This is a genomic window from Bacillus sp. B25(2016b) (assembly GCF_001679765.1).
GTDB lineage: Bacteria > Bacillota > Bacilli > Bacillales > Bacillaceae_G > Bacillus_A > Bacillus_A thuringiensis_K.
The window spans coordinates 3,869,127-3,892,410 of record NZ_CP016285.1 but is presented as its reverse complement, the minus strand read 5'-3'; the positions used below and the strand labels follow the sequence as shown (position 1 = coordinate 3,892,410).

Sequence of the window (23,284 nt, the reverse complement as noted above, 5' to 3'; positions counted from 1 at the left end):
AATTAGTATATTAACGATGAGGAAAGGAGTTGAACACCATTTTTAAATAATTATTGTTTGTTCTCTAAACGTAATAATTCTTCAAACGATGCAATTGCTACTTCCACTTGGTCATCTGTTGGTTCTTTCGTTGTTAATAGTTGTAGCCATAACCCAGGATATCCAAGTACGCGTAATACGGGAATATCTCTTAATCGATTTGTAAATTGCAATACTTCAAAAGAAATACCAAGTACAACTGGAATTAATAAAATTCGGTTTATAACTCGTGCCCAAAGAGGGTCTGTAGGGACTAGGAAATAAACGAACATTCCAATAATGACTGTAAATATAATAAAGCTACTGCCGCATCTATAATGGAGACGAGTTTGCTTTTGAACGTTTTCTACAGTCAGAGGAAGGTTATTCTCGTAAGCATTGATTACCTTATGCTCTGCACCGTGATACTGAAATACCCGCTTAATAAGTGGGGTTAAAGAAATAAAGTATATATAGCTCAATAATAGCATGAGCTTAATGACACTTTCGACAATGATTTGCCCAGTATGAGATGGGAAAATCGGTCTCGTTAATTCAGCTAATAGTGCAGGAACTGCTGTGAAAATGACTTTACCGAATATAAAAGATAAAACGCCAACAGCTGCAACTCCTAATACCATCGTTAATTTTGATTGTTCTTCTTTTTTATTTGCAATTTGTTCATCATCTTCTGGGTGGACGTCAAATCGTTCTGAAGCGAAGTTTAAATGCTTTGCTCCATTCGCACTTGCATCCACAATAGCGGCAATCCCTCGTAAAAATGGAATTTTTTTTAGGGTAGATAGTACTTTATTACGAACGCGTGGTAATCGATAAAATTCAATCGATTTATCTTTACGACGAACCGCTGTAACAGTATATTCTCTACCGCCAAACATAACTCCTTCTATGACCGCTTGCCCGCCATATATTTGTTTTGACTCTTCTGCCATGTTAACACCAACCTGTATTTGTTTCTCTCTTATGTAGAAAAAGAGGCAATTGTCATACTGGGTTCTGTCGTTTTGAAATAAGACAATCACCGAGTTTCCTTTATTTTATCGGCAAATACAAGTAGATGACAAGTGAAAATGTTATGAGAGTCGGACATTTCTTATTCTTTTTATAGACAAATTTCGCAGTATTTAAACATGCTTCAAAATAGTTTCGGGCATACTATTGAGCGGAGGTGTTGATGTGAGTCAAGAACAATTAGGAACAAGGAATTTTGTGCAGATTGGTTTGTTTGGTGGAATCTTTTGGGGCGGAATATGGTATTTCCTTCATATATTTTCATTCACGGAGGCGGGACCAAATTATTTCCTTTTACCATTTGCGTTTGGAAGTTGGAAAGAGGGTGTATGGGGCAATGTGTCCGGAATAGTGTGTATGGGACTTCTTTCAATTTTGATTGCCTTTTTGTATAAAGCATTTTTTGCGAAGTTTGAAGGGATTATAGCGGGAATTATTTATGGGCTATTTTGGTGGGCACTACTGTTTTTGGGGATGGGTTTAATGGCTCCTGCTATTAAAAGTGCACTCCATTTACCGAAAGAAACAATTGTGACGACCATATGCATTTTTATATTGTATGGTGTGTTTATAGCCTACTCTGTTTCTTACGCAGTAAATACCAATAAGGCCGAGCGAGAAGGGGAAGAGAAGACAAACTATTCAAATAAGTAACTCCTATGTTAAAATGTTGTATAGACATTTAATAATAAGGAGTTTTAAGCATATGAAAAAGGTACTCCTCGTAAACGGTCCTAACCTAAATCGCCTTGGTGTTCGTGAGGTAAATGTATATGGAAAGGGCACGCTAGCGACACTTGAAGCTGATATGAAGCAAGAAGCAGAAACAATGGGAGTGGAGTTAGAATGTTTCCAATCGAATCATGAAGGTGCGATTATCGATCGTATTCATGAGGCGGAAGATATATATGAAGGGATCATTTTAAATCCTGGAGCATTTACACATTATAGCTATGCGATTCGAGATGCAATTGCGAGCATTTCGATTCCTGTTATTGAAGTACATATTTCTAACATTCACCAGCGTGAGTCGTTCCGTCATGAATCTGTGACGGCAGCTGTTTGTGCGGGACAAATTGTTGGATTTGGTTTTTATGGCTATAAGTTAGCGTTATTTGCATTAATGGAGAAATTGAGGGAGGCATAAAGTAATGGAGAAAATCGAAAGATTACGAAGTGCATTTGATGAGACTGGTATTGACGGTATTTTGTTAACAAATGAACATAGTCGTAGATATATGGCTAACTTCACAGGAACAGCTGGTGTTGTTCTTATTTCAAAAGATCGTGCTCAATTTATTACAGATTTCCGTTATGTCGAGCAGGCAAGTAAACAAGCGGTTGGATATGAGATTGTGCAGCACGCAGGATTGATCATTGATGAAGTGGCAAAGCAAGTGAAAGAGCTTGGAATTCAAAAGCTTGGTTTTGAGCAAGATACTCTTACATATAGTTCTTATTCAGTGCATAAGGAAGCGATTGATGCTGAATTTATCCCGACTTCTGGCCTTGTAGAAAAGTTACGCTTGATAAAGACTGATTCAGAGATTAAGATATTAAAGGAAGCTGCACAGATTGCAGATGCTGCCTTTGAGCATATTCTATCATTCATTCGCCCGGGAGTATCTGAAATTGAAGTGTCAAATGAACTTGAATTTTTCATGAGAAAACAAGGAGCAACATCTTCTTCGTTTGATATTATCGTTGCTTCAGGTCTTCGTTCGGCATTACCGCACGGCGTGGCATCTGAAAAAGTGATAGAAACAGGAGATTTCGTTACATTAGACTTCGGCGCTTATTATAAAGGATATTGTTCTGATATTACTCGTACGATTGCAGTTGGTGAACCATCTGATAAATTGAAAGAAATTTATAATATCGTTTTAGAAGCACAACTACGTGGTGTGAACGGTATTAAAGCTGGTTTAACAGGCCGTGAAGCGGATGCGTTAACGCGCGATTACATAACGGAAAAAGGATACGGTGAATACTTCGGACACTCTACTGGCCATGGAATCGGTCTTGAAATCCATGAAGCACCAGGTTTAGCGTTCCGTTCTGATACAGTTCTTGAACCAGGTATGGCTGTAACAGTAGAACCAGGTATTTATATTCCAGGTATTGGCGGCGTACGTATTGAAGATGATATCATTGTAACAAGTGAAGGTAATGAAGTAATTACGAAATCACCAAAAGAACTTATTATTTTGTAACATACAGGAGGATTTTTTTACATGATTTCAGTAAACGATTTTCGTACAGGTTTAACAATTGCAGTGGATAATGGCCTTTGGCAAGTACTTGATTTCCAACATGTAAAGCCAGGTAAAGGTGCTGCATTCGTTCGTTCTAAACTACGTAACCTTCGCACAGGTTCTGTTCAAGAGAAAACATTCCGTGCAGGTGAGAAAGTAGAAAAAGCACACATCGAAAACCGTCGTATGCAATACTTATACGCAAGCGGTGAGGCTCACGTATTTATGGATAACGGAACTTATGAGCAAATCGAACTTGGTGAAAACCAAATCGAGCGCGAGCTTAAATTCCTAAAAGAAAACATGGAAGTAGCAATCATGACTTACCAAGGCGAAGTACTTGGTGTTGAACTTCCAAACACAGTTGAATTACAAGTTACAGAAACAGAGCCTGGTATTAAAGGTGATACTGCTTCTAACGTAACAAAACCAGCTACATTAGAAACTGGTCTTGTTGTACAAGTACCAATCTTCATTAACGAAGGCGAAATGCTTATCATCAACACTGGTGAAGGTAAATACGTTTCTCGTGCATAGTAGAAAAGCACTCGTGATAATTCACGAGTGCTTTTTTATAGGAAATAGGGTAGATAGTAAATAGCTGTTATTATAAAACTGACTAAAACAAGTGAAAGAGTACCCATAATAGATGGAGTCAAAACAATTTGAAATGGTTTTATTTCGCCAGTCTCAACGCCAGTTAATGTTTTACTTATTGCGTGATCTGTAATGTTATTTCTATGGTTACTCATAATAATTAACCACATAATTGCAAATATTGCTAAACTACCAAGGAAAAAGGTCTCTATAAATGACCAACCGACCAATAATGAAAAAAGATAAATAAGAGCTAATTCTACTACAACGGTTAAACTAACTTTCAATGCCTTCATATTTTTCCTCCTCATTCTGTAATTTCAACCAGTTTAAAAAATTTTCACGTGACACGACATGCAGAGAGCAAGGTGACTTTACTTCTTTCTCTAGTGCAGCGTGTTCGTCTGGAAACTTGTTTTCCACATGCAATGAAATATAAGGTAGTTTTTCTTGTGCTTTTAATGAGCGGATATTATTCGTTTTAGCACCAGCAAATACGTAGGAGAGTTGTAAGTCTAAAAAGGCTATTTTAAAGATTTCTTTTTTAGCAGCCTCGTTATAGCCTTTTCCCCAGTACGGATAGCCAAGCCAACTACCAATGTGAGATTGCTTCTTCTCATTATTAATATGTTTAAGTGTGGTGAGGCCAATTATTTCCTCCTCTTCATTCACAATCATTCTCGATAAGGATTTCTTTTGACGTTCTTCTTCTATTGCAAAAAGAAGAAATGCTTTCGTATCTTCGATGTTTTCTACCGTTATCCCCAATGCATTTTTTATATGTAGATCATTTGATAGCTCGAAAATCACATTTGTATAGCATAAATCTAGTGGTAATAAAGTGACGTGCTGCATGGTTTATACCCCTTTTAAACTAAATGTACCATTAATATACCATAAAATAATATGAATATTCAGATTGTAATTCAGACTTTAGAGAAAAATTATGTTTTTACTTCTGAAATAGACAACCTCTGCATATGGTTGTACAAATATATTCTTTTTTAGAATACGAAGTTAGTAACTGTTACGGGAGAAGGTGGAAGAATGAAACAGTGGCTAGCGGCAATGGAAACATCTGTGCTTGTTATGGGAGCACTTCGATTATTTTCAGGTAGTGCGGAGATATTTGCTGCTTTGCTTATGCTTTATGTGAATGATGCGAAGAAAGCGTTGTTTATAAATGGTATGTTGGCGTTTGTTGGACCTACCGTATTAATTTTAACAATGACAATTGGGATAGCGAGTGTAGCAAGTGAAATTTCTTTCTTGAAGCTCTTTTTTCTAGCGCTTGGAATTTGCTGTATTTTTATCGCATTACTGAAATAGTAAGTCGAGTATAGTGGGGAGAAGCCGATGAAAGAGGTATTAGAAGTTTTACCAAAAACGATGAAGTACTTAATTGAAGAGTGTAAGCAATACGATGCTTTAGAGGAAATTCGTGTTCGAATTGGAAGGCCGCTAGAGTGTATTGCACACGGAAAGGTGTTTTTTTATGACTATATTACTACTGCAGAGGATGCTATTTACTTATTGAATAAGTTAAGTCAATTCTCAATTTATACGATGGAAGAGGAATTAAAACGTGGGTATGTGACGCTTCGCGGGGGGCATAGAATCGGGTTAGCAGGAAAAGTCATTACAGAAAAAAGCGCAGTGAAAATGATTCGTGATGTCTCTTCCTTTAATATTCGTATTGCTCGTCAAAAAATAGGGATTGCTGAACCGCTTTTGCCATATTTGTATGAAAAAAGGTGGTTAAACACGATGGTAATTGGCCCTCCCCAAACAGGAAAAACGACACTTTTAAGAGATGTAGCACGTTGCATGAGTCAAGGGGTAAGTGCTTCGGAAATTCCTTCCTGTAAAGTGGGGATTGTTGATGAACGGTCAGAAATTGCTGGCTGTGTGAAAGGGATCCCGCAATACGATTTTGGTACCCGAGTCGATGTGTTAGACGCATGTCCAAAGGCAGAAGGAATGATGATGATGATTCGTTCTATGAGTCCTGATATTTTGATCGTAGATGAAATTGGCCGTAAAGAAGATAGTGAAGCAATTATGGAGGCAGTGCATGCAGGTGTTCAGCTTTTTATAAGTGCACACGGATTTTCCTATGAGGATGTTGTGAGACGTCCATCGCTCAAGGCAGTGCTAGAGCTTGGTATATTTGATAGGTTTGTGGAGTTGTCAAAAGCGAGGGGTCCAGGAACGGTTATGCAGGTGAAAGATAAATATGGAAAACCAGTGTTATCAAATAGAAAGGCTGAGGGCGTATGGTGAAAATATTTGGTGCAGTGTTAATCGTTGCGGTCAGCACCTTTTTCGGGTTTTCGTACGCTAAAAGATACAGTGAGAGGCCTAGGCAACTTAGGTTATTAAAATCAGCACTTCAATCATTAGAGGCAGAAATTATGTATGGACACACACCTTTATCTGAGGCTGCCGAGCGATTAGTTAAACAAATGCCAAAGCCATTAAATTGGATATTTCAAAGTTTCGCTAAAAAACTAGAAAGTGGAGAACAAACAGTAAGGGAAGCTTGGATAGATAGTTTGAAAGAGAATTGGAAGTTGACGGCTTTTCAACAAACCGAGTATGAAATACTGCAGCAATTTGGTGAAACTCTCGGGCAACATGATCGTGAATCACAACAAAAACATATTCGCTTATGTATTACACATTTGGAGAGAGAAGAAGAGGAAGCAAAAGCTTTACAACTGCAATACGAAAAAATGATCAAGAGCTTAGGGGTACTAGCAGGACTACTAATTGTAATTTTACTGCTATAGGGGGGAGAAAGGCGATGTCCATTGATGTTGGATTAATATTTCAAATCGCCGGAATCGGCATTGTTTTAGCTTTCATTCATACTGTACTAAAAGAATTGAAGCGTGAGGATATTGCAAATTGGGTTATCCTTGTCGGTTTTGTCGTCATTTTATTTCATGTTGCATTTTTAATTAATACGCTATTCGACAAGATTAAAAGTGTCTTTTTCTTCCAGTAAAGGAGGCGGTTCGAATCGAAATTATACAAATTGTCGGATTAGGCCTCGTTGCTACGTTTTTAGCTGCTGTTTTGAACCAGCATAAATCTAGTATTACATCTTTATTTATTGTGTTCGTAGGCAGTGTGATGTTTCTTATTTTAATCGATCAAATTCATTCTATTTTACAAATGATTGAGAGAGTAGCGAGTGAAGCGAAAGTTAGTAATGTCTACGTGGAAACGTTACTAAAGATTATTGGAATTGCTTATATTGCTGAGTTTGGAGCTCAAATCACAAAAGATGCTGGTCAAGGTGCCATCGCTTCGAAAATTGAACTTGCTGGGAAAATCTTAATTCTCGTTATGGCAATTCCTATTTTGACGGTTGTAATTGAAACTATTCTCGGATTTTTACCGACAGGATAAGGGGGAGTGAATGTTGAGGAGGTTTGGAGCTAAGCTGCTATTTGCTTGCTTCCTTTTCTTTTCTTTACCGGTTGTTGTACAAGCTTCTCCTGTAGAAACAAACGTCGTTGATCAACAATTGGATAAGCTCGGAATTGAAGATGTGAAGCAATTTTGGGACGGGCTTGTTACAAAATATGGAGGCTATTTGCCAGAGAGTCAAAAAGGGAGTTTTATGGAGTTTGTAAAGGGAGAAAAAGAATTCTCTCTAAAAGAGTGGATGATAGGGTTATTAAAATATTTATTTCATGAGCTTGCAGCTAATGGAAAACTGCTTGGCACACTCATTATGCTCACAATCTTTAGTGCATTGTTGCAATCACTACAATCTGCTTTTTCAAAAAGTAGTGTAAGTAAAATTGCTGATGCTGTTGTATATATGGTACTTATTATTTTTGCTTTGAATAGTTTTTATGTCGTTATGACATATGCAAGAGAAACGATACAAACAATGGTAGATTTCATATTAGCGCTATTGCCAATTTTATTGGCGCTTATAGCGACTGGTGGCGGGGTTGTATCTGTATCTTTCTTTCATCCGATTATCATTTTCTTAATGAATACAAGCGGGCTTCTTATGAATTATATCGTTCTACCGCTTTTATTACTGGCAACGATATTAAGTATTGTAAGTACAATGAGTGATCAATATAAAGTTACGAAATTGTCCAAGCTTCTGCAAAACGTTAGCGTTGGGATTATCGGTATCTTCTTAACGATTTTTTTAGGAGTATTATCTGTACAAGGAACAGCGACAGCCGTTGCTGATGGAATAGCTGTGAAAACTGCTAAATTTGTAACAGGAAACTTCATTCCAGTAGTTGGAAGGATGTTTACCGAAGCAGCAGATACTGTTATTAGCGCATCAGGATTATTGAAAAACACAGTCGGAATTATTGGGCTCGTCATTTTATGCTTAATTGTTGCTTTTCCTGCGATTCAAATTTTCTGTATTGCATTTATTTATAAATTTGCAGCAGCAGTATTGCAACCGGTTGGCGGCGGAGCAATTATTCAATGTTTAGACATTATTGGACGAAGCATCATTTACGTATTTGCTTGCTTAGCTATCGTATCATTTATGTTCTTTTTAAGTATTACAATTATTATTGCTGCGGGGAATATTACACTTATGATGCGATAGGAGGTGAAGAGTATGCAATTTGTTACAGAGTGGATCAGAAATATTATCGTTTTTTTGCTCTTAGCAACAATGCTTCATCTTATTCTTCCAAATTCGAATTTGCAAAAATACGTTAAATTCGTTGTAAGTCTTTTGTTAGTCGTATTAATTTTAACGCCTCTTTTTAAACTATTGCAGACAGATATAAATGAAGTAATTGCAAATTTTAATGAAGAAAAGTACGTAGCAGAAGGATCTGTAAAAAATTCAATAGATTCGAAGAAAAAAGAAATACAAGCTCTAACACGTGCATATAGTTTAGAAGAGATGGCTACCAAAATGAAAAAAGAAGTAGGAAAAGAGTTTGAGAAAAAGTATGGTATGACTGTCTCCGAAATACAAATAGTCGCAGCAGAAAATACAGAAGAAGTAAAGTCAGCGAAAGATATTCAATCTGTTGTTGTGACGTTGAAAGAAAAAGAACGTAGTAAAAATGATGCAATTGAAACAGTAAAGCCAATTGAAATTAACACGAAAGAGCCTCCAAAAAAAGTGGAAGAAACGAATGGAGAAATGAAAGATTTCTTTTCAAGCAGGTGGCAACTAGAGAGTAAACAAATCCAAGTTCAAATGGAAGGGAGGACAGGTAGAGTAAATGGACAATAAAGATAAAAATTCGAAGTTCTCATTTTTTCGAAACTTATTGAATGGGGATCAAAAAGAAAGCAACGAGAAGGGTAAAAAGGTAACACCTAAGTTTTTACTTGTCCTACTCATACTTGGAATTTTGCTTATGTTTTCTAGTAGTCTCTTTTCAAGTAAAAAAGAAGAAGTACCTGTATTTAAAGAACAAAAAACTCAAAACCAAGAAAAAGACGTACCAACTTTCGGACAAAAAAGTAATGATAGTATGTCAAATGTAGAAAAATATGAAAAAGCGTATGAACAAGAATTAAAAACTGCTTTAGAAGAAATAGCAGGAGTAAAAGACGTAACGATTAAAGTGAATTTAGATTCATCTGAAGAAAAAATTTTAGAAAAAAATACAGTGAAACGCTCACAAACAACAGGTGAAACAGATAAAACAGGCGGTAAGAGAGAAGTAGAGGACGAGTCTCTTGATGAAAAGACTGTCATTATACGTGAAGGGGATAAAGAAACTCCTGTTGTTTTACGAACAGAGAAGCCGAAAGTACGTGGTGTTCTTGTCGTAGCAAAGGGAGTGGATAATATACAAGTTAAAGCAATGGTAAAAGAAGCTGTGATAAGGCTGCTAGATGTACCGGCCCATCGCGTTTCAGTTTCACCGAAAAATTGATAGGGAGGAAATAAAGTGTTAAAAAAACAAACAGTTTGGCTATTAACGATGTTAAGTTTAGTTGTTGTACTATCTGTGTATTACGTGACAACTCCTGACAAAATGAATACAGCATCGCCAGCAACAGGTGAAAAGATTGGACAAGAAAAACAAGGTACTGATAAAGCGGTAACAAACGAAGCGCCTAAAGAAACTCCGAAAAAAGAAAATACAAGCAAGGAAACAACAAATAAAGAAACAGACAAAAAAGAAAATGCAAAAAAAGAAACAAGTAAAAAAGAGGGTAATGTATCAGTTCAATCAAGTGATGAGAATTTCACAGCTTTACGTATGCAAATGGAAGATCAGCGTAGTGAAGAGAAAGCAAAATTACAAGAAGTGATGAATTCTTCGAAATCTTCAGCGACAGAAAAGAGTAAAGCGAAAGATAACTTTGATGCAATCACTACAATGGAAACGAAGCAAGAATTACTTGAGACAGTAATTAAATCTCAAGGAGGATATCCAGATGCTCTTGTAAGAGCTGATGGTACTGATATTAGAGTAACGGTTAAAGCGGCAAAACATTCACAGAAAGAAGCAAATAAAATTATTCAACTTGTAAGAAGTGAAGGTGGATCAAAAGATGTAGGTGTGAAATTTGATCCACCAGCGAAATAAGTGAAACTTTAATCCGTAGGGATTTCCCTGCGGATTATTATCTTTTACTAAGCAAAAGGTATGCAAATAGTAAAATAGAGTATGTAAGTAAGCGTGTGAATAGAAAAAAGCTATCATTTTCGATAGCTTTTTTCTATTTCGTCTTTGTATTTATTTTTATTATGTTCAACTCGGAATGGAGAAACACGTTGTGAGTAAAAGATTAATGGTTCATGGTACTGATGATTACTTTTTCCGGATTTGACGTGGATGAAAAGAACGCATGCCCAAACGATTACGGCAGGTAAAAAGAGAATGAGCCATATCATATTTCCACACCTCGACACAATATATTTTCTACACCTTGAACATACTATTCTTATATGAAGGAATGATGAACGGAGTGTAAACAAAAAAATAATATTTGGTAAAAATATATTATTGACTATAGATGTGGTGAAGAGTGGAGAGGGAATGGCATGTTTGCTGTGTAACGTTTTGAAAAAGTAGTGAATGTTTTTTAAGAAGTGGTCTTGCCAATTTCATGTGAAACTTGGTATTATTACTAGGTATTAAATTTTTGTTGGAATAATATTTTTACAGGAGTTTCGATTTATTATAAAGAAATATAAATTGGAATGTTTAAAAAATTTATCGTAAGATGGAAATAGTAAATATTTCTATTAGTTAATGAAATATATTTTCTAATAGAATACATCGTATTTTTACAGTCAATCTAGTTTTCGTGACGAGAATCTGTAAAAACGGGACAAACAAGAGTATGGGAGTGGATTTTACATGTTTAAAATTCAAGAAGTTCGCGAATTAATTAAATTAATTGATAGCTCTAATATTGATGAATTTGAATACAAAAAAGACGGTACAACAATCAAAATGAAAAAGCGTGGTAATGAAGTTGTTGCTGTGCAAGCACCTGCAGCAAAACAAGCTATGCAACCAGTAGCGCCTGTTGAAGTTGAAACGAAAGTAGCAGCAGCGCAAGCAGAAGCACCAAAACAAGAAGAGAAGAAGGCTGTTCAAAATGAAAACCTACATAAAATCACATCACCGATGGTAGGTACATTCTATTCTTCTTCTTCGCCTGATACACCTCCATATGTAAGTGTTGGGGATAGAGTATCGAAAGATTCTATCGTATGTATTGTCGAGGCTATGAAGTTATTTAACGAAATTGATGCTGATGTAGAGGGCGAAATTGTTGAAATTCTTGTTAATAACGGACAGCTTGTTGAGTATGGACAACCGCTATTTCTTGTAAAAGCGTAATAAGGGAGTCTTTGTGATGATAAAAAAAGTATTAATAGCCAATCGTGGGGAAATTGCTGTACGAATTATTCGTGCTTGTAAAGAAATGGATATTGAAACAGTTGCAATTTATTCAGAAGCAGATAAAGAGTCACTTCACGTACAGATTGCAGACGAGGCGTATTGTGTAGGACCAACGATTTCGAAAGAAAGCTATTTAAATTTGACAAACATTATTAGCGTTGCGAAGTTAACAGGCTGCGATGCTATTCATCCGGGATACGGATTTTTAGCAGAGAATGCAGATTTCGCAGAGTTATGCCGTGAATGTAACTTGATTTTTATCGGTCCAAGTCCAGAAGCTATTTCAAAGATGGGCACAAAAGACGTTGCTCGTGATACAATGAAAGAAGCAGGGGTTCCGATTGTACCAGGTTCACAAGGGATTATTAAAAATACCGAAGAAGCGATCGAGCTTGCTAATCAAATTGGATATCCAGTTATTATTAAAGCGACTGCAGGTGGCGGCGGAAAAGGTATTCGTGTTGCACGCCATGAAGAAGAGCTTATAAAAGGAATTCAAATTACACAGCAAGAAGCTAGTACCGCTTTTGGGAACCCTGGTGTATACTTAGAAAAGTACGTTGAAGATTTCCGCCATGTTGAGATTCAAATAATGGCAGATACACACGGAAATGCCATTCATTTAGGAGAGCGTGATTGTACAATTCAGCGCCGTTTGCAAAAACTATTAGAAGAAAGTCCATCACCTGCACTTGATGAAGATATTCGCAAGCAGATGGGTGAAGCGGCAGTTAAAGCGGCGGTAGCGGTTGATTATACAGGTGCTGGTACGGTTGAGTTTATTTATGAATATAAAACGAAAACCTTTTATTTCATGGAGATGAATACGAGAATTCAGGTTGAGCATCCGGTTACTGAAATGGTAACGGGAATGGACTTAATTAAAGAGCAAATTCTTGTTGCTTCAGGAGAAAAGTTATCGTTACAGCAAGAAGAAGTACAATTTAATGGTTGGGCAATTGAATGTCGAATTAATGCGGAAAACCCTGCCAAAAAATTTATGCCATCTCCAGGTAAAGTAGAAATGTACTTACCACCAGGAGGATTTGGTATTCGCGTCGATTCAGCTGTATATCCGGGATATTCAATCCCACCTTTCTATGATTCGATGGTTGCTAAATTAATTGTTCACGGAAAAACACGTGAAGAGGCAATTGCAAAAATGAAGCGCGCACTTAGTGAATTTGTCATTGAAGGCGTACATACAACAATCCCGTTCCATTTGCAATTGTTAGATCATCCTGATTTTGTAAAAGGTGAGTTTAATACGAAGTTTTTGGAAGAGCATGAACTTGTGACGCAGTGATACATTAAAGGAGGTTTTTTTCATGGCTGAACATATGTTAGATATGGGTCAAGATACAACTCTTGGTAAAGTAGAAATTGCACCAGAAGTAATTGAAGTAATTGCAGGTATTGCAGCTGCTGAAGTAGAAGGTGTAGCGGCAATGCGCGGTAATTTTGCTACAGATGTTGTTGAGAAGTTAGGTAAGAAAAATCATGGTAAAGGTGTAAAGGTTGAATTAGCAAACGAAGATATTATCGTTGACCTTTATGTTGTAATGTATTTTGGTGTAGCAATTCCAGTTGTTGCACAAAAGATTCAAGACAATATTCGCCAAGCACTCTTTACAATGACAGGACTTGAGCCAAAAGAAGTGAATGTTCACATCGTTGGCGTAACATTCGAAACACAAAAAACAGAAATCGAACCAGTGTAAGAATGAAAAGGTGCCTAGTAACATAGGCATCTTTTTTATCGTTTCATTTCTTCACAAATTACAACCCTCTAATTATTATACTATTTCAAAAAATAAGAAATAAACAAGAAAATGTGTCGTTTTTCCAAAAAACGTACATTGTGATAAGATATGGAACTTGAAGTTAATCTTTTTATTATTTTTCAGCCTTGTAACCCGTGTGTGAAACGATAAATTGTGTTATTATCATTGTATTATAAGGTTGGAAAATCAATGAAAACTGTAAGAGTAAGTGAATTGACGGCTTATAAATTATAATAATATAACAAAGTATAAGGAAAGACTTGAAGCATAAAGGAGAGTTACAATGAAACGTAGGACGGCTAGAGAAAGAGCAATGCAAGCATTATACCAAATGGATATTACAGGTGAATTAGAACCGAAAGTAGCAGTGGAAAACACGCTAGATGAAGGCGAAGAAACAAATGAGTTTCTAGAGTCACTTGTAGTAGGTTTTGTAGAAAATAAAGAAGCAATCGATGAAGCGATTCGTCAAAACTTAAAAAAGTGGAAGCTTGAGCGTATTAGTATTGTTGATCGCAGTATTTTACGTGTAGCTGTGTATGAAATGAAGTACATGGAAGAAATTCCACATAACGTAACAATTAACGAAGCAATTGAAATTGCAAAAACATTTGGGGATGAGGAATCTCGTCGTTTTATTAACGGCGTTTTATCTAATATAAAAGATACACTGTAAATTCTTTAAGGGGGAATCTTAAAATGGTAGCAGTAATCATCAAAGGAAATGAAGTTGCGGAGAAAAAACGAGCACAATTAACAGAAGAAGTTGTGAAGTTGAAAGAGCAAGGTATTGTACCAGGATTAGCAGTTATTTTAGTTGGAGAAGATCCAGCATCTCGTTCTTATGTGAAAGGAAAAGAAAAAGGCTGTGAACAAGTAGGAATTTACTCAGAGCTAATTGAACTTCCTGAAACAATTACTGAGGAACGTTTGCTTGCTGAAATCGATCGCTTAAATGGCGATGACCGTATTAATGGTATATTAGTGCAATTACCTTTACCAAAACATATTGAAGAAAAAGCTATCATTGAAAGAATTTCACCAGAAAAGGATGTAGACGGATTTCACCCAATCAGCGTGGGACGCATGATGACGGGACAAGATACATTCCTTCCATGTACACCGCATGGTATTGTAGAATTAGTAAAAGAAACAAATCTTGATATTTCTGGGAAACATGTAGTAGTAATTGGAAGAAGTAATATTGTCGGTAAACCAGTGGGGCAATTGTTTTTAAATGAAAATGCAACTGTCACATATTGTCATTCTAAGACGCAAAATATGAAAGAGTTATCGAAGTTAGCTGATATTTTAATCGTAGCTGTTGGACGACCTAAAATGATAACAGCTGATTATATGAAAGAAGGAGCGGTTGTAATTGATGTTGGTGTTAACCGTTTAGAAACAGGAAAACTTTGTGGTGATGTTGACTTTGACAACGTGTTAGATGTTGCGGGTTACATTACACCTGTACCAAAGGGTGTTGGTCCAATGACAATCACAATGCTTCTTCATAATACTGTTGAATCTGCCAAACGTGCAGGTGTCGTTTGTAAATAATTTGAATCGGCTATGAGGAGAGAGAAATGGAGAAGCAATATTTAACCGTTACAGCGTTAACACGCTATATAAAAACAAAAATAGAATATGATCCGCATTTGCAGTCTGTTTGGTTAAAAGGTGAAATTTCCAACTTTAAAAATCATAGCCGTGGCCACATGTATTTTACATTGAAAGATGAAAATGCAAGAATCGCAGCGGTTATGTTTGCGGGTCATAATCGTAATATTAAATTCAAACCTGAAAATGGGATGAAGGTACTCGTGAAAGGGAAAATCTCTGTTTACGAGGCGAGTGGTTCTTATCAAATTTATATTCAAGACATGCAGCCTGACGGAGTCGGAAATTTACATTTAGCGTACGAACAGTTAAAAGTTCGTTTAGAAGAAGAAGGACTTTTTTCTCAAGTTTATAAAAAAGCAATTCCTCCTTACGCTAAAACAATAGGTGTGATTACGTCGCCAACAGGAGCAGCGATTCGTGATATTATAACAACGATTAAACGTCGTTATCCAATTGGGAATGTTATTGTATTTCCGGTACTTGTACAAGGGGAGTCAGCGGCTCCCTCGATTGTACAAGCGATTCGTACAGCGAATGAAATGGGAGAGATAGATGTACTAATCGTTGGCCGTGGTGGAGGTTCTATTGAGGAATTATGGGCTTTCAATGAGGAAATGGTTGCAAGAGCAATCTTTAAGAGTGAAATTCCTATTATTTCGGCAGTAGGCCATGAAACGGATTTTACAATCGCAGATTTTGTTGCAGATTTACGCGCGCCAACACCGACTGCAGCAGCTGAGCTGGCAGCACCTAACATTATAGAGTTACAAGAAAAGGTATTACAAAGAACTCTGAGATTGCAAAGAGCGATGAGAGAGTTAGTACATAAAAAAGAAGAAAAACTACAAGTGTTGCAAAAATCGTATGCGTTCCGTTATCCAAGACAAGTATATGAGCAAAAGGAAGAGCAATTAGATAGAGCGCTAGAACAGCTTGTTTTAGCGAAAGAGCGCTATATTGATAAAAAGGTGAATCAGTTAAAGCAACTTTCATTTTATTTAGAGAAGCACCACCCATCTCAAAAAATTATGCAAACAAAGGTAGCTGTTGAAACGTTGCAAAAGCAATTACAACGTGAAATGCAAACGTTACTTCAAACGAAAGAATTTGCCTTTGTAAGAGCTGCTCAAAAACTTGAAGCGTTAAGTCCGCTTAAAGTAATGATGAGAGGGTACGGGCTTGTATATGATGAAGAGAAGCAAGTGTTAAAAAGTGTGAAAGATGTAAGCCTTGGAGATGCTGTTTCAGTTCAATTACAAGATGGAATACTAGATTGTAGCGTATCAGGCATAGAGGAGCGTGAATTGAATAATGGAAAATAAATTAAGCTTTGAAGAGGCAATTTCGCAACTTGAGCATCTTGTTTCTAAGCTAGAACAAGGTGACGTACCTTTAGAAGAAGCGATTTCTTATTTTAAAGAAGGTATGGAATTATCTAAGCTTTGTGATGAGAAGCTGAAGAATGTACAAGAACAAATGGCAGTTATTCTTGGGGAAGATGGAGAGCTTGAACCGTTTACTGCTTTAGGAGATGAAGCATAGTGACGATTGCTTTTGATACTTTTTTGAAAGAAAGTAAAACTTTCGTAGAAGAAAAACTTGTAAGCTATGCAAATGAATTACAATGTCCAAATGTACTTCGTGAAGCAATGGCATATTCTTTGGAAGCGGGTGGAAAACGTCTCCGCCCGTTACTTTTGTTTGCAACATTACAAGCGTTTGGGAAAGAAAGAAATCTTGGAGTAGGTGCAGCTTGTGCTCTTGAAATGATTCATACATATTCGTTAGTTCATGATGATTTACCTTGTATGGATGATGATGATTTAAGAAGAGGAAAGCCCACAAATCACAAAGTATTTGGTGAAGCGATGGCAGTTTTAGCAGGAGATGGCTTATTGACGTATGCTTTTCAAGTTATTATGGCATATGAGCAAAAAGAAATTTCTGCTGAAAAAAAAGTAAGACTTGTACTTGAACTTGCAAAAGCAGCAGGACCAGAAGGAATGGTTGGCGGACAAGTGGCAGATATGGAAGCGGAAGGGAAACGCCTTACGATTGATGAATTGGAGTACATCCATAAACATAAGACCGGAAAACTGCTTGAATTTGCTGTACTTGCGGGTGCGATACTTTCTGATGCGACAGAAGAGCAAGAAGAAAAGTTGCTTACTTTTGCTAAATATATCGGTCTAGCTTTCCAAATTCGAGATGATATTTTAGATGTCGAAGGAACTGAAGAAGAGATTGGAAAACCGATTGGTAGCGATCTTTCTAACGAAAAGAGCACATATACGACGTTGTTTACTATAGATAGAGCAAAGGATATTTTAGAAGAAACAATTGCAGAAGCAAAAGGTGCGATTAGCTCCTTGCAATTACAAGATGAATATTTACTATCTATTTGTGATTTGATTGCAAAACGTAATAACTAATATAACAGCGTTTTCATTTGTTGAGTCATTCATCATTTTATGATATAAATGTAGGAAAAGGTTTTTCTTTTCTTGTTATTGGCAAAAATATATGTAGATTACATTGCCGTTATCACTTCGTGTTAGCGGCTATTTTTTTCATCGCCTAAAGAAATATGGTTTATAATAGGATTAGGGCGCAATAGACTGGTTAATAGCGGGACAAGACGAAAAATAGAAAAGAGAATTTCTTGTTTTGTGTAAATGTTTTTTTATAATATTTGACATGTTGACAGATTATGAAATGAAAGTGAGTGATCCATGTGGATCTAACGCAAATTCAAAACCCTAGTTTTTTGAAAGATATGTCTATCAGTGAACTAGAGGGATTGAGTGAGGATATTCGTAAGTTTTTAATTGAAGAGCTCTCTCAAACAGGTGGACATATTGCACCTAATTTAGGTGTAGTAGAACTCACAATTGCTCTGCATAAATTATTTGATAGCCCGCAAGATAAATTTTTATGGGATGTAGGACATCAATCCTATGTACATAAAATTTTAACTGGACGCGCGAAAGAGTTTGGTACATTAAGGCAATATCAAGGTCTATGTGGTTTCCCGAAACGTTGCGAGAGTGAGCACGATGTATGGGAAACTGGTCATAGCTCGACTTCGTTATCGGCTGCAATGGGAATGGCTCTGGCACGTGATTTAAAGAAAACGAAAGAATATGTTATACCAATTATTGGAGATGGTGCTTTAACAGGCGGAATGGCTTTAGAGGCATTGAACCATATTGGACATGAAAAAACAGACATGATTGTTATTTTGAATGATAATGAAATGTCAATTGCACCAAACGTTGGTGCGCTTCATAATGTACTCGGTCGTTTACGTACTGCAGGAAAATATCACTGGGTAAAAGATGAATTAGAGTATATATTAAAGAAAATTCCAGCAGTTGGCGGGAAAGTGGCTGCGACAGCAGAGAAAATAAAAGATAGTCTTAAATATTTACTAGTATCTGGTGTCTTTTTCGAAGAGTTAGGCTTTACATATTTAGGTCCAGTCGATGGGCATGATTATGAAAAGTTATTCGAAACGTTGCAATATGCAAAGAAAACAAAAGGCCCAGTACTCGTTCACGTTATTACGAAAAAAGGAAAAGGTTATAAACCGGCTGAGAGTGACGTTATCGGTACTTGGCATGGAACAGGACCTTATAAAATTGAATCAGGTGACTTCGTTAAGCCGAAAGAAGTTGCACCAGCATGGAGTGCTGTCGTTAGTGAAACAGTACTTAAGCTAGCGAGAGCAGATGAGCGTATCGTAGCAATTACACCTGCAATGCCTGTTGGATCAAAACTTGAGAAATTCCAAAAAGAATTCCCAGATCGTATGATTGATGTAGGTATTGCAGAACAGCATGCTACAACAATGGCAGCAGGTATGGCAACGCAAGGAATGAAGCCATTCTTAGCAATTTATTCGACATTTTTACAAAGAGCATATGACCAAGTTGTTCATGATATATGCCGCCAAAATTTAAATGTTTTCATCGGAATAGATCGCTCGGGATTAGTAGGAGCAGATGGTGAAACGCATCAAGGCGTATTTGATATCTCATTCTTACGTCACTTGCCGAATATGGTGCTTATGATGCCGAAAGATGAAAATGAAGGGCAACATTTAGTTTATACGGCGATGCAATATGAAGATGGACCAATCGCATTGCGTTATGCGCGCGGTAATGGACTTGGCGTTCATATGGATGAAGAATTAAAGGCGATTCCAATCGGTACGTGGGAGACGTTAAAAGAGGGTACACAAGCAGCTATTTTAACGTTTGGTACGACAATACCAATGGCAATGGAAGCAGCTGAGCGTCTTGAAAAAGCTGGGGTTTCAGTGAAAGTAGTGAATGCTCGCTTTATTAAACCAATGGATGAAGCATATTTACATGATCTTCTAGGAAAGAATATACCGATTTTAACGATTGAAGAAGCTTGTTTAATTGGTGGTTTTGGAACAGGAGTAGTTGAATTTGCATCTGAAAATGGTTACCATAGTGCATTAGTTGAACGAATGGGTATTCCAGACCGCTTCATAGAGCACGGAAGTGTAACAAAATTATTAGAAGAAATTGGTTTAACGACAGATGCTGTTGTAGACCGTATTCATACAATGATTCCATCAAAACAAAAAAGGGCGTAACAAATGAGCGTAAAAAAAGAAAGAGTAGATGTACTATTAGTAGAGCGAGGACTTATAGAAACGCGTGAGAAGGCAAAGCGCGCCATTATGGCCGGACTCGTATATGCAAATGAGATGAGACTTGATAAGCCAGGAGAGAAAATCTCGCAAGATACTGAGATTACGGTGAAAGGACAAGTTATGCCGTATGTAAGTCGTGGTGGTTATAAACTTGAAAAGGCATTAGAGACATTTCATCTTGATTTACAAGATAAAGTTATGATAGATATTGGTTCATCAACTGGTGGCTTTACAGATTGCGCGCTTCAAAATGGAGCGAAATTATCTTATGCATTAGATGTAGGATACAATCAACTAGCGTGGAAATTACGTCAAGATGAGCGTGTTGTTGTAATGGAACGAACAAACTTCCGTTACGTGACACCAGCAGATTTAGAACGTGGTTTACCGCAATTTGCAAGTATTGATGTTTCATTTATATCATTAAAGCTTATACTGCCAGTTTTAAAAACAATGCTTATGCCTAACGGAGATGTAGCAGCGTTAATTAAACCGCAGTTTGAAGCTGGAAGAGAGCAAGTTGGGAAAAAAGGTATCGTTCGTGATAGAAAAGTACATGAAGCTGTTGTAGAAATGATTGTCGATTTTGCTTTAAAAGAAGGCTATGATGTGGAAGGTTTAACATTCTCACCAATTACGGGTGGGGATGGTAATATTGAATTTTTAATTCATCTGAAATGGCATGGTGAACGTGAGAATGGCGAAAATCATTCTCCAATTTCTATAGAGCAAGTTGTTACAGAAGCGCATGACGTTCTAAAACAAAAAGGGAAAGGGGAATAACATACGTTGTTCCTCTTTTTGCTGTAATTGTATAATGATTGCAAAAACAATTGTGTACAAGAAACGAATTATAAGTTAACATAAATAAGTGAAGTATACCAATGTTTAAACTATGGTAAGAGATAGTGTGAGGTGCAAATGTATGAATAAAGGTCAGCGCCATATTAAAATCAGGGAAATTATTGCAAACAAAGAAATTGAAACACAAGATGAATTAGTTGATATTTTACGTAATGAGGGATTTAATGTAACGCAAGCAACAGTATCGCGCGATATTAAAGAATTGCACTTAGTGAAGGTGCCATTACATGATGGGCGCTATAAATATAGCTTGCCAGCAGATCAACGATTTAACCCGTTACAAAAATTAAAACGAAATCTAGTGGATTCATTTGTAAAATTAGACACGGCAGGACATATGCTTGTGCTAAAAACATTGCCTGGTAACGCTCATTCACTTGGAGCACTTATTGATCATTTAGAGTGGGATGAGATCATCGGAACCATCTGTGGTGATGATACTTGCTTAATTATTTGCCGTACACCTGAAGATACAGGTGTTGTCTCTGATCGTTTCTTAAATATGTTGTAACAAAAAATCTTGTTTGCTTTCCATCATAAAGTGGAAAGTGAACAAGATATTTTTATTGTTTAAAAATATGAATTTTCAATTGTAATATAATATTTTGTGTGTATAAAGTTAAAAAATAGATGGATTGACCCGTAAAACAAATGTTTGGTACAATGAAGCGGGTTAGAAGAGTATATACATACAAATATATAGCATGATTATTTGAATGAAGAACTGAGAAAATCCTTTAGTAAGGGATTATTTTATAACGAGGTGAATGGGGCATTGTTATCGGAATTATCGATTAGAAACTTTGCTATTATTGAAGCATTAAATATTTCTTTTCAAAAAGGTTTAACGGTTTTAAGCGGTGAAACAGGGGCCGGAAAATCGATTATTATTGATGCAATTAGTTTACTTGTAGGTGGCCGTGGGTCAGCAGAATTTGTTCGATATGGAACAGAAAAGGCTGAGATTGAAGGGTTATTTTATGTTGAAGATGAGAAGCATCCATGTATTGAAAAGGCAGAAGAGTTAGATATAGAAATAGAAGATGGCATGATTATTTTAAAGCGTGATATTGCTGCGAACGGGAAGAGTGTATGTCGTGTAAATGGGAAGCTTGTTACACTTAGCATATTAAAAGAAATTGGGAAAACACTTGTTGATATTCATGGACAGCATGAAACGCAAGATTTAATGAATGAAGAACGACATCTGTTTATGCTTGATCATTTTGATGGGGATCGAATCGTTAAACAATTAGATATATATCAAAACGTATACGCTGACTATGAAAAATTAAAAAAACAATTGAAATCGTTAAGTGAAAATGAACAACAAATGGCACATCGCTTAGATTTAATTCAGTTTCAGCATGAAGAAATTCGCAAGGCGGATTTAAAGCTGGATGAAGAAAATGAATTAACTGAGGAACGATTACAAATTTCTAATTTTGAAAAGATTTATAAAGCATTAGGTGATGCATATCGTTCGTTAAGTGCCGACGGACAAGGATTAGATAATGTAAGAAGTGCAATGGGGCAAATGGAAAGTATTACACATTTAGATGAAGTGTATCAAGAGAATCATGATTCAATTGCAAATAGTTATTACTTATTAGAAGAGGTTGCCTATCAACTGAGAGAAAAGCTCGATATGATGGAATATGATCCAAATCGTTTAGATGAAATCGAAACACGTTTGAATGAAATTCGTATGCTAAAGAGAAAATATGGAAATACTGTAGAAGAGATTTTAGCGTATGCTGATAAAATTGAAAAGGAAATTTTTACGATTGAAAATAAAGACGTTCATATTGAAACGACGAAGAAACAGTTGAAGGAATTAGAAAGTGTTATTCTGAAAGAAGCAACGTTGTTAAGTAATATGCGTCATGAGCTTGCAGAACATCTTACAAATGCAATTCATCAGGAATTAAAAGAATTATATATGGAAAAAACGAAATTTGAAGTGAGAATTATGAAGAGAGAAGGAAATGCAGAAGAGCCCCTTGTGGAAGGTGCACCGGTAAGACTTACGGCGGACGGTTACGATCATGTGGAATTTTATATTTCAACGAACCCAGGAGAGCCGCTAAAACCACTTTCAAAGGTTGCTTCTGGAGGAGAGTTATCTCGTATCATTTTAGCTTTAAAAAGCATTTTTTCTAAGCATCAAGGGGTTGCATCTGTTATTTTTGATGAAGTGGATACGGGTGTAAGTGGCCGGGTCGCACAGGCTATTGCAGAAAAAATTTATCGAGTATCAGTAAACTCGCAAGTACTTTGTATTACGCACTTACCTCAAGTAGCTTCAATGGCGGATTCGCATTTATTTATTCGAAAACAAGTAGCGAATGATCGGACAATTACTTCGGTTACTGTTTTAACTATGGAGGATAAAGTAACAGAAATAGCTCGAATGATTTCTGGTGTGGAAATTACAGATTTAACGACAGAGCATGCGAAAGAATTACTTACGCAAGCGCATCATTTTAAACAGACAGCAGAGGCTATCCAGTAATGGATAGCTTTTTTTCTCAAATG

Annotated in this window: 29 protein-coding genes; 25 read left to right on the top strand and 4 right to left on the bottom strand. The window is 36.6% G+C overall.

The window, feature by feature from the left end; all coding sequences use genetic code 11:
* Positions 1 to 50: 50 nt before the first annotated feature.
* Complete coding sequence (locus BAQ53_RS19825) at positions 51 to 971, bottom strand: DUF1385 domain-containing protein (RefSeq protein WP_000807121.1); 921 nt, start codon at positions 969 to 971, stop codon at positions 51 to 53.
* Positions 972 to 1,215: 244 nt separating this feature from the next.
* Between BAQ53_RS19825 and BAQ53_RS19820 the strand changes: the two genes are divergently transcribed.
* The 4 genes from BAQ53_RS19820 to efp are packed head-to-tail and all read left to right on the top strand — an operon-like array spanning position 1,216 to position 3,842.
* Positions 1,216 to 1,704 (top strand): YqhR family membrane protein, encoded by a 489-nt coding sequence (locus BAQ53_RS19820; protein WP_000076884.1) that lies wholly within the window; start codon positions 1,216 to 1,218, stop codon positions 1,702 to 1,704.
* Positions 1,705 to 1,756: 52 nt separating this feature from the next.
* Positions 1,757 to 2,197, top strand: coding sequence for a type II 3-dehydroquinate dehydratase (aroQ, locus tag BAQ53_RS19815; RefSeq protein ID WP_000757087.1), 441 nt, complete (start codon positions 1,757 to 1,759; stop codon positions 2,195 to 2,197).
* A gap of 4 nt (positions 2,198 to 2,201) precedes the next feature.
* Positions 2,202 to 3,263 (top strand): Xaa-Pro dipeptidase, encoded by a 1,062-nt coding sequence (gene pepQ / locus BAQ53_RS19810; RefSeq protein ID WP_208906186.1) that lies wholly within the window; start codon positions 2,202 to 2,204, stop codon positions 3,261 to 3,263.
* A 21-nt stretch (positions 3,264 to 3,284) separates the two neighbouring features.
* Entirely contained in the window at positions 3,285 to 3,842 is a 558-nt protein-coding gene (gene efp / locus BAQ53_RS19805) for an elongation factor P (RefSeq protein WP_000626510.1), read from the top strand.
* Positions 3,843 to 3,877: 35 nt separating this feature from the next.
* Here the strand turns inward: efp and BAQ53_RS19800 are convergent, their stop codons facing one another.
* Positions 3,878 to 4,198: a hypothetical protein gene (locus BAQ53_RS19800; protein ID WP_000645695.1), complete on the bottom strand. Its 321-nt coding sequence runs from the start codon at positions 4,196 to 4,198 to the stop codon at positions 3,878 to 3,880.
* A complete protein-coding gene (locus tag BAQ53_RS19795) occupies positions 4,179 to 4,757 on the bottom strand; it encodes a GNAT family N-acetyltransferase (protein ID WP_208906185.1) in 579 nt (192 codons plus the stop codon). The genes BAQ53_RS19800 and BAQ53_RS19795 overlap by 20 nt, the downstream gene beginning before the upstream one ends.
* A gap of 192 nt (positions 4,758 to 4,949) precedes the next feature.
* Between BAQ53_RS19795 and BAQ53_RS19790 the strand changes: the two genes are divergently transcribed.
* The 9 genes from BAQ53_RS19790 to BAQ53_RS19750 are packed head-to-tail and all read left to right on the top strand — an operon-like array spanning position 4,950 to position 10,459.
* Positions 4,950 to 5,231, top strand: coding sequence for a YqhV family protein (locus tag BAQ53_RS19790; RefSeq protein ID WP_000816050.1), 282 nt, complete (start codon positions 4,950 to 4,952; stop codon positions 5,229 to 5,231).
* A 27-nt stretch (positions 5,232 to 5,258) separates the two neighbouring features.
* Positions 5,259 to 6,185: a stage III sporulation protein AA gene (gene spoIIIAA / locus BAQ53_RS19785; RefSeq protein ID WP_000665905.1), complete on the top strand. Its 927-nt coding sequence runs from the start codon at positions 5,259 to 5,261 to the stop codon at positions 6,183 to 6,185.
* Positions 6,179 to 6,694, top strand: coding sequence for a stage III sporulation protein SpoIIIAB (gene spoIIIAB, locus BAQ53_RS19780; protein ID WP_000238702.1), 516 nt, complete (start codon positions 6,179 to 6,181; stop codon positions 6,692 to 6,694). The genes spoIIIAA and spoIIIAB overlap by 7 nt, the downstream gene beginning before the upstream one ends.
* Positions 6,695 to 6,708: 14 nt before the next feature.
* Positions 6,709 to 6,912, top strand: coding sequence for a stage III sporulation protein AC (gene spoIIIAC / locus BAQ53_RS19775; RefSeq protein ID WP_208906184.1), 204 nt, complete (start codon positions 6,709 to 6,711; stop codon positions 6,910 to 6,912).
* Positions 6,913 to 6,935: 23 nt separating this feature from the next.
* Positions 6,936 to 7,319: a stage III sporulation protein AD gene (gene spoIIIAD / locus BAQ53_RS19770; RefSeq protein ID WP_077393170.1), complete on the top strand. Its 384-nt coding sequence runs from the start codon at positions 6,936 to 6,938 to the stop codon at positions 7,317 to 7,319.
* Between the two features lie 10 nt (positions 7,320 to 7,329).
* On the top strand, positions 7,330 to 8,502 hold the full coding sequence (gene spoIIIAE, locus BAQ53_RS19765) for a stage III sporulation protein AE (RefSeq protein WP_000946110.1): 1,173 nt from the start codon (positions 7,330 to 7,332) through the stop codon (positions 8,500 to 8,502).
* 12 nt (positions 8,503 to 8,514) lie between these two features.
* Positions 8,515 to 9,147 (top strand): stage III sporulation protein AF, encoded by a 633-nt coding sequence (spoIIIAF, locus tag BAQ53_RS19760; RefSeq protein ID WP_001161027.1) that lies wholly within the window; start codon positions 8,515 to 8,517, stop codon positions 9,145 to 9,147.
* Positions 9,137 to 9,799 carry a stage III sporulation protein AG gene (gene spoIIIAG / locus BAQ53_RS19755; protein ID WP_000368890.1) on the top strand — a complete coding sequence of 221 codons (663 nt, stop codon included), beginning with the start codon at positions 9,137 to 9,139 and terminating at the stop codon, positions 9,797 to 9,799. Before spoIIIAF ends, spoIIIAG begins: the two co-directional genes overlap by 11 nt.
* A gap of 15 nt (positions 9,800 to 9,814) precedes the next feature.
* On the top strand, positions 9,815 to 10,459 hold the full coding sequence (locus BAQ53_RS19750; RefSeq protein ID WP_000914709.1) for a SpoIIIAH-like family protein: 645 nt from the start codon (positions 9,815 to 9,817) through the stop codon (positions 10,457 to 10,459).
* A 113-nt stretch (positions 10,460 to 10,572) separates the two neighbouring features.
* Here BAQ53_RS19750 and BAQ53_RS19745 read toward each other — a convergent pair whose 3' ends face one another.
* The gene (locus tag BAQ53_RS19745; RefSeq protein ID WP_000638001.1) at positions 10,573 to 10,767 is read right to left on the bottom strand and encodes a hypothetical protein; all 195 of its coding nucleotides are present in this window, start codon (positions 10,765 to 10,767) and stop codon (positions 10,573 to 10,575) included.
* Between the two features lie 469 nt (positions 10,768 to 11,236).
* On the opposite strand from BAQ53_RS19745, the gene accB reads away from it, so the two are divergent.
* The 12 genes from accB (at position 11,237) to recN (ending at position 23,261) form a co-directional block, all read left to right on the top strand.
* A complete protein-coding gene (gene accB, locus BAQ53_RS19740; protein ID WP_000472859.1) occupies positions 11,237 to 11,725 on the top strand; it encodes an acetyl-CoA carboxylase biotin carboxyl carrier protein in 489 nt (162 codons plus the stop codon).
* Positions 11,726 to 11,741: 16 nt separating this feature from the next.
* Complete coding sequence (accC, locus tag BAQ53_RS19735) at positions 11,742 to 13,094, top strand: acetyl-CoA carboxylase biotin carboxylase subunit (protein WP_000592870.1); 1,353 nt, start codon at positions 11,742 to 11,744, stop codon at positions 13,092 to 13,094.
* A gap of 22 nt (positions 13,095 to 13,116) precedes the next feature.
* Positions 13,117 to 13,509 carry an Asp23/Gls24 family envelope stress response protein gene (locus BAQ53_RS19730; RefSeq protein WP_000807630.1) on the top strand — a complete coding sequence of 131 codons (393 nt, stop codon included), beginning with the start codon at positions 13,117 to 13,119 and terminating at the stop codon, positions 13,507 to 13,509.
* A gap of 346 nt (positions 13,510 to 13,855) precedes the next feature.
* Positions 13,856 to 14,248 (top strand): N utilization substance protein NusB, encoded by a 393-nt coding sequence (nusB, locus tag BAQ53_RS19725; protein ID WP_000830247.1) that lies wholly within the window; start codon positions 13,856 to 13,858, stop codon positions 14,246 to 14,248.
* 23 nt (positions 14,249 to 14,271) lie between these two features.
* Positions 14,272 to 15,132: a bifunctional methylenetetrahydrofolate dehydrogenase/methenyltetrahydrofolate cyclohydrolase FolD gene (gene folD, locus BAQ53_RS19720; RefSeq protein ID WP_000226734.1), complete on the top strand. Its 861-nt coding sequence runs from the start codon at positions 14,272 to 14,274 to the stop codon at positions 15,130 to 15,132.
* 26 nt (positions 15,133 to 15,158) lie between these two features.
* Positions 15,159 to 16,517, top strand: a complete 1,359-nt coding sequence (gene xseA / locus BAQ53_RS19715; RefSeq protein ID WP_000415249.1) for an exodeoxyribonuclease VII large subunit — start codon at positions 15,159 to 15,161, stop codon at positions 16,515 to 16,517.
* Positions 16,507 to 16,737 carry an exodeoxyribonuclease VII small subunit gene (gene xseB / locus BAQ53_RS19710; RefSeq protein ID WP_000428423.1) on the top strand — a complete coding sequence of 77 codons (231 nt, stop codon included), beginning with the start codon at positions 16,507 to 16,509 and terminating at the stop codon, positions 16,735 to 16,737. Before xseA ends, xseB begins: the two co-directional genes overlap by 11 nt.
* Positions 16,737 to 17,627, top strand: a complete 891-nt coding sequence (ispA, locus tag BAQ53_RS19705) for a (2E,6E)-farnesyl diphosphate synthase (RefSeq protein WP_000150373.1) — start codon at positions 16,737 to 16,739, stop codon at positions 17,625 to 17,627. Before xseB ends, ispA begins: the two co-directional genes overlap by 1 nt.
* Positions 17,628 to 17,929: 302 nt before the next feature.
* Entirely contained in the window at positions 17,930 to 19,822 is a 1,893-nt protein-coding gene (dxs, locus tag BAQ53_RS19700; protein WP_000366452.1) for a 1-deoxy-D-xylulose-5-phosphate synthase, read from the top strand.
* A gap of 3 nt (positions 19,823 to 19,825) precedes the next feature.
* On the top strand, positions 19,826 to 20,665 hold the full coding sequence (locus BAQ53_RS19695; protein WP_000111872.1) for a TlyA family RNA methyltransferase: 840 nt from the start codon (positions 19,826 to 19,828) through the stop codon (positions 20,663 to 20,665).
* A 142-nt stretch (positions 20,666 to 20,807) separates the two neighbouring features.
* On the top strand, positions 20,808 to 21,257 hold the full coding sequence (gene argR, locus BAQ53_RS19690; protein ID WP_001032581.1) for an arginine repressor ArgR: 450 nt from the start codon (positions 20,808 to 20,810) through the stop codon (positions 21,255 to 21,257).
* A gap of 264 nt (positions 21,258 to 21,521) precedes the next feature.
* Entirely contained in the window at positions 21,522 to 23,261 is a 1,740-nt protein-coding gene (gene recN, locus BAQ53_RS19685) for a DNA repair protein RecN (protein ID WP_000947761.1), read from the top strand.
* Positions 23,262 to 23,284: the final 23 nt, after the last annotated feature.